The following is a 15,675-nucleotide window of genomic DNA, read 5'->3' on the forward strand; positions in this document are numbered from 1 at the left end:
ATGTGATCTAGGTCGCCTACCCCTCAGCGTGTCGCCGGCACCGCGGCCGGCACCTCGCCGAGGACGTCTTTCAGCAGTTGCGCGCACCAGTCGAGCAGAGCCTGGTCACGCAGTGGCTCGCCACCCACCCGGCGGGTGCTGGGCCGGGGCACGCTGACCTGGTCGGTGGCCGGCTTGTAGACCGAGTCCGGGTGGTAGCGCTTGAGCCGCATCTGCTTCGAGTCGGGCAGCGGCAGCGGGGCGAACCTGATGTGCTTGCCCTGCATCGAGACGTCGGTCAGGCCGTAGGCCCGGGCCAGCTGGCGGAACCGGGCCACCGCGATCAGGTTCGTCACCGGGGCGGGCGGCTCACCGTACCGGTCAGTCATCTCGGCGACGACCTCGGCGAGCCGGTTCTCGTCACGTGCCTCGGCGAGCTTGCGGTACATCTCCAGGCGGAGACGTTCGACCGCGATGTACTCGGTGGGCAGGTGCGCGTCGATCGGCAGATCGATCTTGACCTCGGGCTCCTCCTCGGGGCGCTCGCCCTTGAACGCCTGCACGGCCTCGCCGACCATGCGCACGTAGAGGTCGAAGCCGACGCCCTCGATGTGGCCGGACTGCTCGCCGCCGAGCAGGTTGCCGGCGCCCCGGATCTCCAGGTCCTTCATCGCCACGTACATCCCGGCGCCGAGCTCGGTGTGCTGGGCGATGGTGGCGAGCCGCTCGTGGGCGTGCTCGGTGAGCGGCTTCTCCCGGGGGTAGAGGAAGTACGCGTACGCCCGCTCGCGACCGCGGCCGACCCGGCCGCGGATCTGGTGCAGCTGCGCCAGGCCCAGCAGGTCGGCGCGTTCCAGGATCAGCGTGTTGGCGTTCGGGATGTCGATGCCGGACTCGACGATCGTGGTGCAGACCAGGACGTCGAACTCCTTCTCCCAGAAGCCGACCATCACCTTCTCCAGCTGCTCCTCGCTCATCTGGCCGTGCGCCACCGCCACCCGGGCCTCGGGGACCAGCTCACGCAGCTTGCGGGCCGCGCGGTCGATCGACTCGACCCGGTTGTGCAGGTAGAAGACCTGACCGTCGCGGAGCAGTTCCCGGTGAATGGCGGCGGCCACCTGCTTCTCGTCGTACGCCCCGACGTAGGTGAGCACCGGGTGCCGCTCCTCCGGCGGGGTCGCGATGGTGGACATCTCCCGGATGCCGGTGATCGCCATCTCCAGGGTCCGCGGGATCGGCGTGGCCGACATGGTGAGCACGTCCACCGAGGCCCGCAGCGCCTTGAGCTGCTCCTTGTGCTCGACGCCGAACCGCTGCTCCTCGTCCACGATGATCAGGCCGAGGTTCTTGAAGCGGGTGGACTTGGCGAGCAGCCGGTGCGTGCCGATCACGATGTCGACAGTGCCGCCGGCGGCCCCCTCCAGCGTCAGGGCGGTCTCCTTCGGCGTCTGGAACCGGGACAGCTGCTTGATCTGCACCGGGAACTGGCTCATCCGCTCGGTGAACGTGTTGAAGTGCTGCTGGGCGAGCAGCGTGGTGGGCACCAGCACGGCCACCTGCTTGCCGTCCTGCACCGCCTTGAACGCCGCCCGCACCGCGATCTCGGTCTTGCCGTAACCGACGTCGCCACAGATCAGCCTGTCCATCGGGACCGGTTTCTGCATGTCGTCCTTGACCTCGTGGATCGCGGCCAGCTGGTCGGGCGTCTCGGTGTAGGGGAACGCGTCCTCCAGCTCGCGCTGCCACGGGGTGTCCGGCCCGAACGCGTAGCCCTGGGAAGCCTGGCGGGCCGCGTACAGCTGGATGAGCTGGGCGGCGATCTCCTTGACCGCCTTGCGGGCCCGCGCCTTGCTCTTCTGCCAGTCGGAGCCGCCCATCTTGTGCAGCGTCGGCTGCTCACCGCCCACATATCGCGAGAGCTGGTCCAGCTGGTCGGTCGGCACGAACAGGCGGTCGCCGGGCTGGCCGCGCTTGGACGGCGCGTACTCGATCACCAGGTATTCCCGGTCGGCACCGTTGACCGTGCGCTGCACCAGCTCGATGTAGCGGCCGATGCCGTGCTGCTCGTGCACCACGAAGTCGCCGGTCTTGAGCTCCAGCGGGTCGATCGTGTTGCGCCGCCGGGCCGGCATCTTGCGCATGTCCTTCGTGGACGCGCCGCGGCCGCCGGAGATGTCGTTGCCGGTGATCACGGCAAGCCGGGACGCCTCGTCGACGAAGCCGTGGTTCAGCCCGCCGCAGGTCACCAGCAGCTGGCCGTCCTCGATCGGCTCGGTGATCGCGTCGACCGGCGTGACGCCGAGGCCCGCGTCCCGGAGCAGCTCGGTGGCCCGCTGCGCGGTGCCCTTGCCCTCGAAGACCAGCGCGATCGCCCAGCCGGACTTGGCCCAGTCGGCGAGGTCGCCGGCGAGCCGCGCGGTGTCGCCGTGGTAGAGCGGCACCGGCTGCGCCGCCAGGGCGATCGCGTCGCCGGCGTCCGGCGAGACCTCCACCGCCGACGCGTCCTCCCACGGCAGCGCCTCGGACCCGGTGGTGTCGGCGTCGGCCAGGCCGAACGGCGACAGGGTCCACCACGGCTGCTTCAGGACCGCGGCGTGCGCGCGCACGTCGCCGAGCCCGCGGAAGGCGACCGCGCCGACGTCGATGGGCGCCTGCCCGCCGACGGCGGCCGCGGCCCAGGACGCTTCCAGGAACTCGTCCGAGGTGCGGGTGAGGTCGTGGGCCCGGGTCCGGATCCGTTCCGGGTCGCAGAGCAGCACGTGGGTGCCCGCCGGCATGCAGTCGATCAGCAGCTCCATGCTGTCGGTGCCGGTGAGCAGCGCCGGGGCCAGCGACTCCATGCCTTCGACGGGGATGCCCTCGGCCAGCTTGTCCAGGATCTCGGCCAGCTCCGGGTGCTGCCCGGCCAGTTCGGCCGCCTTGGCGCGCACGTCGGGGGTGAGCAGCAGCTCCCGGCAGGGCGGCGCCCAGAGCCGGTCGACCTTGTCGATGGTGCGCTGGTCGGCGACCGAGAAGGTGCGGATCTCCTCGACGTCGTCGCCCCAGAACTCGACCCGGGACGGGTGTTCGTCGGTGGGCGGGAAGACGTCCAGGATGCCGCCGCGGACCGCGAACTCGCCGCGCTTGGTGACCAGGTCGACCCGCGCGTACGCCATGTCGGACAGCCGCCGGGCGACCTGCTCCAACTCGGCGCCGCCGCCGCTGACCAACTCCACCGGCTCCAGGTCGCCGAGGCCCTTGAGCTGCGGTTGCAGCAGCGAGCGGACCGGCGCGACGACCACCTGCAGCGGGTGCTCGCCGGGGTGGGCGAGGCGGCGCAGCACGGCGAGCCGCTTGCCGACGGTGTCGGAGCGGGGCGAGAGCCGCTCGTGCGGCAGCGTCTCCCAGGACGGGTAGACCGCGACCCGGTCGGCGTCGATCAGGCAGCCGAGCGCGTCGGCCAGGTCGTCGGCCTCGCGGGAGGTCGCGGTGACGGCGAGCACGGGCCGCTGCGCGCCGCCGGTGGCGGTGGCACCGGCGACCGTCGCGACCACGAACGGGCGCAGCGAGACCGGAGCGGTGAGGTCCAGCGAGTCCGAGTCGACGAAGCTCTGGCGAGCCAGGTCGCGCGCGCGGGCCAGGCCGCGGTCTCGCAGCGCGGCAGGAATCAGACCGGCGAGTTGCATGGGTGTGAACCCCCCTGAGGGCATGACGAACGACCCCGGACGCCCAGGGGGCGGGGGGTGACGACCTCCAGCTTAGTCCGACACGCCGACAGTTCCGTAGAACGCACGCCTTATCGCACAGCATGTCCGACATGGGAGGTGGCGGGTCGAGCAGAGTGCCTCCTTGTTCTCGTGCCAAGGGGGAGGCAACGTGCGGATCCTGCTGCTCGTGTCGGCGTTCAACGGCCTGAGCCAGCGTGTCTGGTGCGCCCTGCGTGAAGCGGGGCACGACGTCGGCGTGTTGCTCGCAACCAGCGGTCGTGCCGTCGTGGACGGGGTGCGCGCGGCCGACCCGGAGTTGATTCTCTGTCCGTATCTGATCCATCGGGTGCCGGCCGAGGTGTGGCAGCACTGGCGGACCGTGATCGTGCACCCGGGACCGGTCGGTGACCGCGGCGGGTCCTCACTGGACTGGGCGATCACCGAGGCCGCGCCGATCTGGGGCGTGACCGCGTTGCAGGCCGTGGAGGAGCTGGACGCCGGGCCGATCTGGGCGACCCGCACCTTCGGCATGCCCGCGGTGCCGCCGCGCAAGTCGGCGCTCTACGCCGGCCCGGTCGCGGACGCCGCCCTGGAGTGCGTCCTCGACGTGGTGCGCAAGGCGCAGGACCCCGGGTTCACCCCGGTCCCGGCGGAGCAGGCCCGGGCCGAGGCACCCGGCGCGCGGGCCCGGCCGATGATGCGCCAGGCCGACCGCGCCTTCGACTGGACCGAGCCGGGCGAGAGGATCCTGCGCCGGTTGCGGGCCGCCGACGGTGCGCCGGGCGTGCTCACCACGGTGGGCGGGCTGGAGGTGTACGCCTACGACGCGCACCCCGGATCGGCCTGCGGCGCGCACCCCGGATCGGCCCGCGGCGCCCGGCCCGGCACGATCCTGGCCCGCCGGCAGGGAGCGGTGCTCGTGGCGACCGGCGACGGCAGCCTCTGGGTCGGGCAGCTGCGGCCGGCCGGCGACGACGGGATCAAACTGCCGGCCACCACGGTGCTCGGCGACCGGCTGCGCGGTGTGCCGCACTCGCCGCTCGGCGCCACCGACGAGCCCGCGGCGCCGGACGCGTACCGGCAGGTCAGGTACCGGCGCACCGGCGCGGTCGGGTGGTTGCACTTCGACTTCTACAACGGCGCGATGGCGCCCGGGCACTCGCGGCGGCTGCTCGCCGGCCTGCGCCACGCGGTCGCGCAGGACACCCGGGTGCTGGTGCTGCACGGCGGCACCGAGGCGTTCAGCAACGGCATCCACCTCAACGTGATCGAGGGCTCGGCCGACCCGGCCGGCGCCGCGTGGGCGGCGATCCGGGCCATCAACGACGTGTGCCGCGAGATCATCACGTGCACCCGGCAGGTCGTCGTGGCCGCGTACTCGGGCAACGCCGGCGCCGGTGGGGTCATGCTGGGGCTCGGCGCCGACGTCGTCGCCGCCCGGGACGGGATCGTGCTCAACCCGTACTACGACATCGGGTTGTCCGGCTCCGAGCTGCACACGTTCACGCTCCCCCGGCGGGTCGGCACGGACGTGGCGCACCGGCTGCTCGACGACCGGCTGCCGGTGAACACGGCCCAGGCCGTCCGGCTCGGCCTGGTCGACGAGGTCGGGCCGCGCCATCCGGAGGCGTACGCCCAATGGCTCTCCGCCCTGGCCGAACAGCACGGTGACGTGCGCACCGCGCGCAAGCGGCGCGCGGCCAAAGCGAGGCGGCTCGCCGCCGAACGGATGCCCCTGGACGTGTACGAGACACGCGAGCTCGCCGAGATGAGTGCGGACATGTACGCCGACCGGTCGGGCTTCGCCGCCGCCCGCCGCGCGTTCGTCCGCAAGATCCGGCCGGCGGAGACACCGCGGCACCTGCTGTTCGCCGCGAACGCCGCGATGGTGCCGCCGCCGCGGTCCCGGATGGCCAACGCGGGACCGACCGGTGCCCGGCGTCCGTCCTTGCGGCCCGCGTTCCCGGTGTCGGCCTGATCCATGAGTGTGATGCACACCCCGGGATCCGGGGCGACTCCCCCTGCCCCCGACCAGGCCAAAACCCAGATCATCCCGCCGCAGCGCCCGCCGACCGGCCGCGCCGTGATGCCGGGCGACGAACTCGGCAGCACGCTGCTGCTGCCGGCGCAGTATGAGTACAGCGCGTACAGCGTGCTCGCCGGTCCCGCCGCGACGCCGCCGGACGGCGAGCACCGGGTCCGGATGCGCCGGCTCTCCCGCAGCCGTCCGATCGGGACGGTGCTCATCACCCTGTTCGCCTTCGCGTTCGAGAGCACGTTCTTCGGCTGGCTGGTCACCTCGATCGAACTGCCCGACCGGCGGCTGCACACCGTGCTCTACGTCGCGACCCTGTTCATGATCGGCGCGACCGCGACGATCGAGCTGTTCCGGCTCGTCAACGTCGTGACGCTGTGCCTGTCCACGCTCTGGGCCCGCGATCCGGCGCCGGTCGTGCCGGACACCGGGACACGCGTCGCGTTCCTCACCACGATCGTGCCCGGCAAGGAGCCGATCTCGATGGTGGAGAAGACCCTGCGGGCGGCCCGGAAGATCCGCTACGGCGGGCAGTTCGACGTGTGGCTGCTCGACGAGGGTGACGACCCGGTGGTCAAGCTGATGTGCAAGCGGCTCGGGGTGCGGCACTTCAGCCGGCGCGGCCGCGACGAGTACAACACCCGGACCGGCACGTTCAAGGCGAAGACCAAGCACGGCAACTACAACGCCTGGCTGGACGCGCACGGCGACTCCTACGACGTGTTCGTCTCGGTCGACCCGGACCACGTCCCGCTGCCGAACTTCTGCGAACGGCTGCTCGGCTACTTCCGCGACCCGGACGTGGCGTTCGTGATCGGCCCGCAGATCTACGGCAACTACGACAACCTGGTCACCCGCTGGGCCGAGTCACAGCAGTACCTGTTCCACTCACTGCTCCAGCGTGCCGGCAACCGGCGCGGCATCGCGATGCTGGTCGGCACGAACAACGCGGTACGCATCTCCGCCCTGCGCTCGATCGGCGGCCTGCAGGACTCGATCACCGAGGACATGGCGACGAGCCTGCGGATCCACGCGAGCCGCAACCCGGCGACCGGCCGGCGCTGGCAGTCCGTCTACACGCCGGACGTGCTGGCCGTCGGCGAGGGACCGTCCGCCTGGACCGACTACTTCACGCAGCAGCAACGCTGGTCGCAGGGGACCGACGAGGTGGTGGTGCGCCGCTTCGCCGGGCTGGCCTGGCGACTCGGACCGGCCCGGGCCCTGCACTACGCGCTGCTGATGTCGTACTACCCGCTGACCGCCGCGGCCTGGCTGCTCGGCGCCCTGAACGCGGCCTGCTTCCTGCTGCTCGGCGCGAAGGGCGTCCAAGTACCGCACCAGGTCTGGCTGATGCTCTATGTGGACGCCGCGCTGTTCCAGATCGGGCTTTACCTGTTCAACCGGCGGCACAACGTGAGCCCGCACGAGGGCTCCGGATCGTCCGGCCTGGCCGGGATGCTCGCGTCCACCCTGTGCACCCCGGTCTACGTCTCGTCGTTCCTGCGCGCGCTGCTGCGCCGGCGGGCCGGTTTCGTCGTCACACCCAAGGGCGACTCGGCCAGCCCGGACCGGTTCGCCACGTTCGGGCCCGGCCTCCGCTGGGCCGCGTTCTACGCCACGCTGCTGGCCGTCGCGCCGTTCCTCGGCCACGTCGACCCGGCCATGTACGCCTGGCCCGCCCTCAACCTCGTCATCTGTCTCGCACCGACCCTCATCTGGCTGACCGGCCGGCGCGGATCGGCCGCCCGTCGAAAGGAAATGTCCGCATGAAGCCCCGCTCGCGTCCCACAGTCGTTCGCCGTCTGGTGAGCGGTCTGGCCACGCTGGTGGTGCTCGCCGTCGTCGCGGTGGCGAACCGGCCGATGGTCGCGGCCGGCGCCGAGGCGCTGCACACGTACCAGATCAACAGGCAGTCCTACAAGGAGAAGTACGGCCACTGGGCGCGCCTGCCGGTGCCGCACGGGTTCCGGGTCAACGCGATCCACGCCGCGCTGCTGCACACCGGCAAGGTGCTGATCATCGCGGGCAGCGGCAACAACAAGGACGCCTTCGAGGAGAAGTCGTTCCGGACCGTCCTCTACGACCCGGCGGCCGAGAAGTTCACCGAGGTGCCGACGCCGACGGACGTCTTCTGCGCCGGGCACACGTTCCTGCCGGACGGCAACCTGCTGGTGGCCGGAGGCACGAAGTCGTACGAGGTCCTGGAGAGCGAGATCGAGCGCGCGGCCGGGGTGATGAAGCTGAAGAACGAGTCGCCGGACGGCCCGCCCCGCGAGTTCGCGAAGGGCACCGCCTTCGTCTCCGCGGCCGGCCTGGTCTACCGCACCCGGACGAAGGTGACCGTGCCGGCGGCCCGGAAGGTCACCCACGGCACCCACACGATGGTGCACGCCGGCGAGGCCGAGGTCTGGGTGGACGCCGCGGTCAAGGGCGACCGCGCGGTGGTGCGCAAGCCCGCGCAGTACACGATCGAGGGCCTGACCGGCCCGGACGCCCGCAACCTGTACGGCGTCGCGGACAAGATCACGCGGGAGAAGCAGGAGTACGGCGGCGACAAGACGTCGTACGAGTTCGACCCGGTCCGGGAACGTTACGTGCGCACCGGCGACCTGCGCGACCACCGGTGGTACCCGACCCTGATCGGGCTGACCGGCGGCGACGTGATCGCGGTCTCCGGCCTCGACGAGTTCGGCCGGATCCTGCCCGGCCGCAACGAGCGGTACCTGACCGACGAGAAACGCTGGGTGGCCGCGCCCGAGCTGAAGCGCTACTTCCCCACCTATCCCAGCCTGCACCTGATGGCCGACGGGAAGGTCTTCTACTCCGGCTCCAACGCCGGCTACGGCTCGGACACCGAGGGGCGTACGCCCGGGATCTGGGATGTCGGACGCAACCGGTTCCGGGAGGTGCCCGGCCTGCGTGACCCGCGGATGACCGAGACCAGTTCGTCGGTGCTGCTGCCGCCCGCACAGGACCAGAAAGTGATGATCTTCGGGGGCGGCGGGATCGGCGACTCCGAGGAGTCCACCCGCCGGACCGACATCATCGACCTGGACCAGAAGTCGCCGGCCTACCGTCCCGGCCCGGACCTGCCCCGGCCGGCCCGTTACCTGTCCACGGTGCTGCTGCCCGACGACACCGTCCTCACCACCGGCGGCTCCTCCGGGTACCGCGGCGGGATGTACCGCGGCCGGCCGCGCAGCGACCTGTTCAACTCGCAGATCTACCAGCCGTCGCAGAACGCGTTCGTCGCCACGGCCGACTCCACGGTCGGCCGCAACTACCACGCCGAAGCCATCCTGCTGCCCGACGGCCGGGTGATCACCATGGGCGGTGACCCGCTCTACGACCGGACCGGGAAGAACGCCGGCACGTTCGAGCAGCGGATCGAGGTGTTCAGCCCGCCGTACCTGTTCCAGGGCCCGCGCCCGGCCGTCACCGGCGGCCCCGCCGAAGTCACCCGCGGCGCGACCGCCCGGTTCAGCACCCCCGACGCCACCCGGATCGCCTCGGCACGGCTGCTCAAGCCCAGCTCCGTCACCCACGTCACGGACACCGACCAGCGGTCCGTCGCGCTGCCGCTCAAACGCGACGCCCGCGGCGTCCGGGTGACCGTGCCGCGAAAGGCCGGTCTGGTCCCGTCCGGCTGGTACATGCTGTTCCTCGTGGACGAGAAGGGCGTGCCCTCGGTGGCCCGCTGGGTGCGGGTGCGCTGATGCCCCGGCACCTCAGGGTGACCGGCCGTCGCCGCCGGGCCGCGCTCCTCGCCGGCCTGCTGCTGGTGACGGCCGGGGTGCTGCTCGACGACCGGGAGCCGGCACCCGCTGTCCGGGTGCCGGAGACGACCACCACCGGCACCCCGCAGCTCTACGTCGACCCGGCCGGGGCGGCCGCCGTCTACGTGCGCCGGCTCGACCGGGCCGGGCGGACCGCCGACGCCGCGATCATCCGGCGGATCTCCGAGCGGCCGGTGGCGACCTGGTTCACCGACGCCACACCCGGGTTCGCCGACCGGGCCCGGCGGCTGGTGCTCGCGGCGGCGCAGGCCGGGCGGCTGCCGGTGCTGGCGCTCTACTACATCCCGCAGCGGGACTGCGCCAACCACTCCCGTGGGGGTGCGCGCACCGCTGACGCGTACAAGAAATGGGTCTCGGCCCTCGCCCTCGCGATGCGCGGCACGCGCGCCCTGGTGATCCTCGAACCCGACGCGGTGCCGCACGCCGTGCGCGGGTGCCTGCGAGGCGCCGAAGCCCGGCAGCGTCTCGCGCTGCTGAGCTGGGCCGTCGCGACGCTGCGGACCGTGCCCGGCGTGCGCGTCTACCTGGACGCCGGCAACCCCAGCTGGCTGCCGGCGGCACGCGTCGCGCCGGCACTGCGGCAGGCCGGCGCGATGCGCGCGCACGGTTTCGCGCTCAACGTCGCCAACTTCGAGACCACTGCCGACAACCTGCGGTACGGGACAGAGCTGTCCCGTCTGCTCGGCGGCCGGCACTTCGTGGTCGACACCAGCCGCAACGGCAACGGACCGGTCCGCCGGGGCGCCGGGGAACGCCGCTGGTGCAACCCGCCCGGCCGGCGCCTCGGAACGCCGCCGACCCTGCTCACCGGGCATCCGCTCGCCGACGCGTACCTCTGGGTGAAACGCCCCGGCGAGTCCGACGGCGCCTGCGGAGCGGGGGCGCCGGCCGCCGGCCGCTGGTACCCCGCCTACGCCTTCGCACTCGCCAGGTGAACGCACGCGCGCGCGGCGCGCATGAGACTCTTGACTCATTCCACCCCCGGTCGGGGGTACGCCGATACGATCGGCGCAGTCGGGACAGCGCCGTCCTGGAGCCATCCGTTCTAAGGAGCGCCCCGATGACAGAGCAGCCTGCCCACCTCGACAGAGAGGGCTCGGACGCAGCGCTTCGTGCCGACATCCGCCGGATCGGTACGCTGCTCGGCCAGACCCTGGCCCGCCAGGAAGGCCGGCCCCTGCTCGACCTGGTCGAGGAGATCCGCGCCCTGGTCCGCCAGGACGAGCCGGCCGCCGCCGAGCGGCTCGCCGCCATGGACATCACCACCGGCACCAAGCTGGCCCGGGCCTTCTCCACCTACTTCCACCTCGCCAACATCACCGAGCAGGTGCACCGGGCCCGTGACCTGCGGCGCCGCCGCGCCCGCGACGGTGGCTGGCTGGACCAGGCGGCCGCCCGGATCTCCGAGCAGGGCGTGCCCACCGACGAGATCGCCGCGGCCGCCCGCCGCCTCGCCGTGCGACCGGTCTTCACCGCGCACCCCACCGAGGCCGCCCGCCGCTCGATCCTGTCGAAGCTGCGCCAGGTCGCCGACTCGCTGGACGCCGAATCCGCCGCCGCCGCCCTCTACGGCGCCACCGACACCACGGCCTCCACCAAGCGGTTCGCCGAGCTGATCGACCTGCTCTGGCAGACCGACGAACTGCGCCTGGACCGGCCCGACCCGACCGACGAGGCCCGCAACGCGGTCTACTACCTCAAGGACCTCTACGCCGAGGCCGCCCCGCAGGTGCTCGACGACCTGGCCGAGACGCTGCGCCGGCTCGGCGTGGAGACCGCGCCCACCTCGCGGCCGCTGACCTTCGGCTCGTGGATCGGCGGTGACCGGGACGGCAACCCGTTCGTCACCCCCGCAGTCACTCGCGACGTCCTGCTGATCCAGCACGAACACGGCATCCAGGCCACCGAGCGGGCCATGGACAACCTGATCGACGAGCTGTCGGTCTCGCGCCGGCTGCGCGGCGTCTCGCTTGACCTCTCCGCCAGCCTCGCGCAAGACCTGGACAACCTGCCGGAGATCGCGCAGCGGTTCCGCCGGGTCAACGCCGAGGAGCCGTACCGCCTGAAGGTCCGGGCGATCAAGGCGAAGCTCGCGAACACCCGGTCCCGCCTGCAGCACGGCACCACGCACGTGCCCGGCCGCGACTACCTCGGCAGCGACGAACTGATCGCCGACCTCGAACTGATGCGCGCCTCGCTGGCCCGCAACTCCGGGCAGCTGTCCGCGATCGGCGTGGTCTCCACCGCGATCCGGCAGGCGTCCGCCTTCGGCCTGCAGCTCGCCACCCTCGACGTCCGCGAACACGCCGAGAAGCACCACGAAGTGCTGCAGCAGATGTACACGCAGGTCGGCGAGGTCGACGACTACGCGATGCTGGACCGGTCCGACCGGACCAAGCTGCTCGCCACCGAACTGGGCGGGCGGCGGCCGCTGTCCAGCGCCGAAACGCCGCTCACCGACTCGGCCCGCAAGACCTTCGACGTCTTCAACACCATCCGCGAGGCACAGGACAGCTTCGGCCCGGACGTCGTCGAGACGTACATCATCTCGATGACCCTGGGCGTGGACGACGTGCTCGCGGCGGCCGTGCTGGCCCGCGAGGCCGGCCTGATCGACATCCACACCGGCCGCGCCCGGGTCAACATCGTGCCGCTGCTGGAGACGCCCGCCGAACTCGACGCCGGCGGCGACCTGCTCGACGAGATGCTGTCGCTGCCCGCCTACCGCGAGGTCGTGCGCGCCCGCGGTGACGTGCAGGAAGTCATGCTCGGCTACTCGGACTCCAACAAGGAGGCCGGCATCACCACCAGCCAGTGGCGCATCCACAAGGCGCAGCGGTCGCTGCGTGACGTGGCCGCCCGGCACGGAGTACGGCTGCGCCTGTTCCACGGCCGGGGCGGCACCGTCGGCCGCGGTGGTGGCCCCACCCACGAGGCGATCCTGGCCCAGCCGTACGGCACGCTCGACGGCGCCATCAAGGTCACCGAGCAGGGCGAGGTCATCTCCGACAAGTACACGGTGCCGGCCCTGGCCCGGGAGAACCTGGAACTGACCGTGGCCGCGGTCCTCCAGGCGACGCTGCTGCACACCAGCATCTCCGTCGACCCGGTACGCCTGAAGGTCTGGGACTCCGTGATGGACACCGCCTCGGACGCCGCGTTCACCCAGTACCGCACGCTCGTCGAGAACCCGGACCTGGCCGCCTACTTCTGGGCCGCCACCCCGACCGAACTCCTCGGCGCCCTCAACATCGGCTCCCGCCCGGCGAAGCGCCCCAACGCCGACGCCGGCCTGAGCGGGCTGCGGGCCATCCCGTGGGTGTTCGGCTGGACGCAGACCCGGCAGATCGTGCCCGGCTGGTTCGGCGTCGGCACCGGCCTCGCCGCGGTCCGCGCCGCCGGCCTCGGCAACGAACTCGACGCCATGCACGAGAACTGGCAGTTCTTCCGCACATTCCTCTCGAACGTCGAGATGATGCTGGCCAAGACCGACCTGTCGATCGCCCGCCGGTACGTCGAAACCCTCGTACCCGAAGAGCTCCACCCGATCTTCCACAAGATCGAGCAGGAGTACGAGCTGACCGTCCAGCAGGTCCTCGCCATCACCGGCGGCACCGAGCTGCTCTCCTCGCAGCCCGAACTGTCCCGCACCCTGGGCGTCCGCGACACCTACCTGGAGCCGCTGCACCACCTCCAGGTGGCGCTGCTCCGCCAGTACCGCGACCTGGGCGAGGCCGGCCGCCAGATGCCGACCGCCCCGGGCGCCCGCCGCGGCCCGTCCGACTCGACGGCCCTGGAACGCGCCCTGCTCACCACGGTCAACGGCATCGCCGCCGGCATGCGCAACACCGGCTGACCCTTTCCGAGTACGGGGCTCCCAGCGTCCAGCCGGGAGCCCCGTTCGTCTTCCCGCCCACTCCCAGCCGCCACTCCCAGCCGCCACTCCCAGCCGGACAACCCGGACCGCGCCAACAGCCGTGAACGACAGCCACCCCTCCAGCTGTCACTCACGGCTGAACAAACCGGACACCCAACAGCCGTGAGTGACAGCCACCCCCGCACCCACACCTCCAGCTGTCACACAGGGCTGGACAAACCAGACGCGCGACAGCCGCGAGTGACAGCCGCCCCGCCTCCACACACCCAGCTGTCACCCACGGCTGGACAAACCAGACGCGCGACAGCCGCGAGTGACAGCCGCCCCCACGTCCACACACCCGGCCGTCACTCAGGGCTGGACAAACCGGACGGCCGACAGCCGTGAGTGACAGCCGCCCCCGCCTCCACACACCCGGCCGTCACTCAGCGCTGCACAAACCGGACGCGCGACAGCCGTGGGTGACGGCTGGGGTGGGTGACGGCTGGGGTGGGTGACGGCTGGGGTGGGTGACGGCTGGGGTGGTGGTTCGGGGTGGGCGGCTACCGGTTTCGGGTTCGGGACGGTGGGTCGGTGCCTGGGGCGCAAAGGGGCACCGGGGTTCAGCCGAACCCCGGTGCCCCTTCGTCGACTGTGATGCGGTCAGCTGGTCTCGCCGGCGAGGCTGAAACTGCCCAGGCGGTTGATGGCGACGACCGTGCAGACGACGACGAAGACCGCGCTCATCACGATCGCGGTGCCGATGCCGACCTGCGTGGGCAGGATGGTTGTCGGGGCGATCCGGTCGGCGATCGTGATGACGTACTGCTCGATGGAGAGGACCCGGGTGCCGCTCAGGAAGCGGCCCAGCAGGCCCTCCCAGACCAGGATGTAGACCAGGCCGAGCAGGACCGGGCGCCGGGTCAGCAGGCTGAGCAGGACGAACAGGGCGGAGTAGGCGAAGGCGCCGACTACCGCGGCGACGGCCAGTGCCGTGCCGAAGGTGGCGCCGTCGGCGAGCACGCCGGCGACGAAAAGCGGGACGGCGGCGGTGACCGCGGAGGCGACCGCGGCGACCAGGTATTTCGCCAGGATGATGTCGCGGCGGGCCAGCGGCTTGGTGAGGATGTGCACCAGGGTGCCGTCGTCCACCTCGGAGCCGAGGACGCCGGTGCCGACGATCAGCGAGACGACCGGGAGCACCACGGCGAAGCCGAGGCCGATGATGACCGCGGCGCCCCACTGGTCGGCGGGTACGTCGTACGCCCGGCAGATCGCGGCCAGGCCGATCAGCAGCAGGGGCAGGGGCAGCAGGATCAGCACCCGGCGCTGACCGAAGAGGCCCCGCGCCGTGATGAGTGCGACGGTGGACATCAGGCCTCCAGCAGGTAGGAGAAGACACTCTCCAGGGACTCGTCGGAGGGCACCAGCTTGTGCAGCCGGATGCCTTGCTCCAAGGCGATGCGCGGCAGCGCCCGGGTGAAGCTGCCGTAGTCGGCGGCGCGCACGGTCATGCCGCCGGCCTCGATCTCGATGCCGCTCACCGATTTCTCGCCGATCAGCGCCACCGCGAGCCGCCGGTCGTCGGAGCTGCGCACGGCGAACACGTGCGGGCGGTTCGTCATCAGGCGGCGGATTTTGCGGTAGTCGCCGGAGGCGGCGAGCCGGCCCGCCACGATGACCTGGACCAGGCCGGCGACCTGCTCGACCTCTTCCAGGATGTGCGAGCTGAACAGGATGGTGTGCCCGCGCTCGCCGAGCGAGTGCAGCAACTCCATCATGTGCATCCGCTGGCGCGGGTCCATGCCGTTGAAGGGTTCGTCGAGCAGCAGCACCCGCGGGTTGTGCACGAGGGCGGCGGCGACCCGGGTGCGCTGGCGCATGCCCTTGGAGAAGGTGCCGATCCGCCGGTTGGCGGCACCGGTCATCTCGACCAGTTCGAGGGCGTGGCGGGCCGCGGCGGCCGGGTCGGGCAGTTTCTGCATCTTGGCGCAGGCCAGCACGAACTGTTCGGCGGTGAGGAACGAGTGCACCGCCTCACGTTCGGTGACCAGGCCCAGGTCGCGGTAGACGCCGGGGTTGCGCCAGGTGGGCTCGCCGTCGACGGTGACGGTGCCCCGGGACGGCGCGAGGAAGCCGGCCATCATGTGCAGCACGGTGGTCTTGCCGGCGCCGTTGGGGCCGAGCAGGCCGGTGACTCCGGCGCCGAGCGACATGCTGATGTCGTTGACGGCGACGACGTTGCCGTACCACCGGGTCACGTTCGTCAGTTCGACGACGCCGGTGCTGCGGGCGTCGGTCTCGGCGGCGATGGTCTGGGTC

The 15,675-nt window shown here is 71.7% G+C and carries 8 protein-coding genes; 5 read left to right on the forward strand and 3 right to left on the reverse strand.

Going from position 1 to position 15,675, the window contains the following annotated elements:
• Positions 1 to 23 precede the first annotated feature (23 nt).
• Positions 24 to 3,644 carry a transcription-repair coupling factor gene (gene mfd / locus LPA41_RS19540; protein WP_229072072.1) on the reverse strand — a complete coding sequence of 1,207 codons (3,621 nt, stop codon included), beginning with the start codon at positions 3,642 to 3,644 and terminating at the stop codon, positions 24 to 26.
• A gap of 190 nt (positions 3,645 to 3,834) precedes the next feature.
• Here mfd and LPA41_RS19545 point away from each other — a divergent pair, with 190 nt between their 5' ends.
• The 5 genes from LPA41_RS19545 (at position 3,835) to ppc (ending at position 13,353) form a co-directional block, all read left to right on the forward strand.
• Positions 3,835 to 5,643: a hydrogenase maturation protein gene (locus LPA41_RS19545; RefSeq protein ID WP_229072073.1), complete on the forward strand. Its 1,809-nt coding sequence runs from the start codon at positions 3,835 to 3,837 to the stop codon at positions 5,641 to 5,643.
• A gap of 12 nt (positions 5,644 to 5,655) precedes the next feature.
• Positions 5,656 to 7,470, forward strand: a complete 1,815-nt coding sequence (locus tag LPA41_RS19550; protein WP_229072074.1) for a glycosyltransferase family 2 protein — start codon at positions 5,656 to 5,658, stop codon at positions 7,468 to 7,470.
• 35 nt (positions 7,471 to 7,505) lie between these two features.
• Entirely contained in the window at positions 7,506 to 9,416 is a 1,911-nt protein-coding gene (locus LPA41_RS19555) for a galactose oxidase early set domain-containing protein (protein ID WP_229072075.1), read from the forward strand.
• Positions 9,416 to 10,432 carry a glycoside hydrolase family 6 protein gene (locus tag LPA41_RS19560; protein ID WP_229072076.1) on the forward strand — a complete coding sequence of 339 codons (1,017 nt, stop codon included), beginning with the start codon at positions 9,416 to 9,418 and terminating at the stop codon, positions 10,430 to 10,432. The genes LPA41_RS19555 and LPA41_RS19560 overlap by 1 nt, the downstream gene beginning before the upstream one ends.
• Positions 10,433 to 10,557: 125 nt before the next feature.
• Positions 10,558 to 13,353 carry a phosphoenolpyruvate carboxylase gene (gene ppc / locus LPA41_RS19565; RefSeq protein WP_229072077.1) on the forward strand — a complete coding sequence of 932 codons (2,796 nt, stop codon included), beginning with the start codon at positions 10,558 to 10,560 and terminating at the stop codon, positions 13,351 to 13,353.
• 663 nt (positions 13,354 to 14,016) lie between these two features.
• On the opposite strand, the gene LPA41_RS19570 is transcribed toward ppc, so the two are convergent.
• Positions 14,017 to 14,727 carry an ABC transporter permease gene (locus LPA41_RS19570; protein ID WP_229072078.1) on the reverse strand — a complete coding sequence of 237 codons (711 nt, stop codon included), beginning with the start codon at positions 14,725 to 14,727 and terminating at the stop codon, positions 14,017 to 14,019.
• Positions 14,727 to 15,665 carry an ABC transporter ATP-binding protein gene (locus LPA41_RS19575; RefSeq protein ID WP_374238183.1) on the reverse strand — a complete coding sequence of 313 codons (939 nt, stop codon included), beginning with the start codon at positions 15,663 to 15,665 and terminating at the stop codon, positions 14,727 to 14,729. The genes LPA41_RS19570 and LPA41_RS19575 overlap by 1 nt, the downstream gene beginning before the upstream one ends.
• Positions 15,666 to 15,675: the final 10 nt, after the last annotated feature.

It is taken from the genome of Actinoplanes sp. DH11, from assembly GCF_020873875.1.
Taxonomy (GTDB): Bacteria; Actinomycetota; Actinomycetes; order Mycobacteriales; family Micromonosporaceae; genus Actinoplanes.

What these genes read in the sequence shown, in the direction of transcription:
- mfd (WP_229072072.1), bottom strand. Translation starts at nt 3,644, where the DNA reads ATGCAACTCGCCGGTCTGATTCCTGCCGCGCTGCGAGACCGCGGCCTG.
- LPA41_RS19550 (WP_229072074.1), top strand. Translation starts at nt 5,656, where the DNA reads ATGCACACCCCGGGATCCGGGGCGACTCCCCCTGCCCCCGACCAGGCC.
- LPA41_RS19560 (WP_229072076.1), top strand. Translation starts at nt 9,416, where the DNA reads ATGCCCCGGCACCTCAGGGTGACCGGCCGTCGCCGCCGGGCCGCGCTC.
- ppc (WP_229072077.1), top strand. Translation starts at nt 10,558, where the DNA reads ATGACAGAGCAGCCTGCCCACCTCGACAGAGAGGGCTCGGACGCAGCG.
- LPA41_RS19570 (WP_229072078.1), bottom strand. Translation starts at nt 14,727, where the DNA reads ATGTCCACCGTCGCACTCATCACGGCGCGGGGCCTCTTCGGTCAGCGC.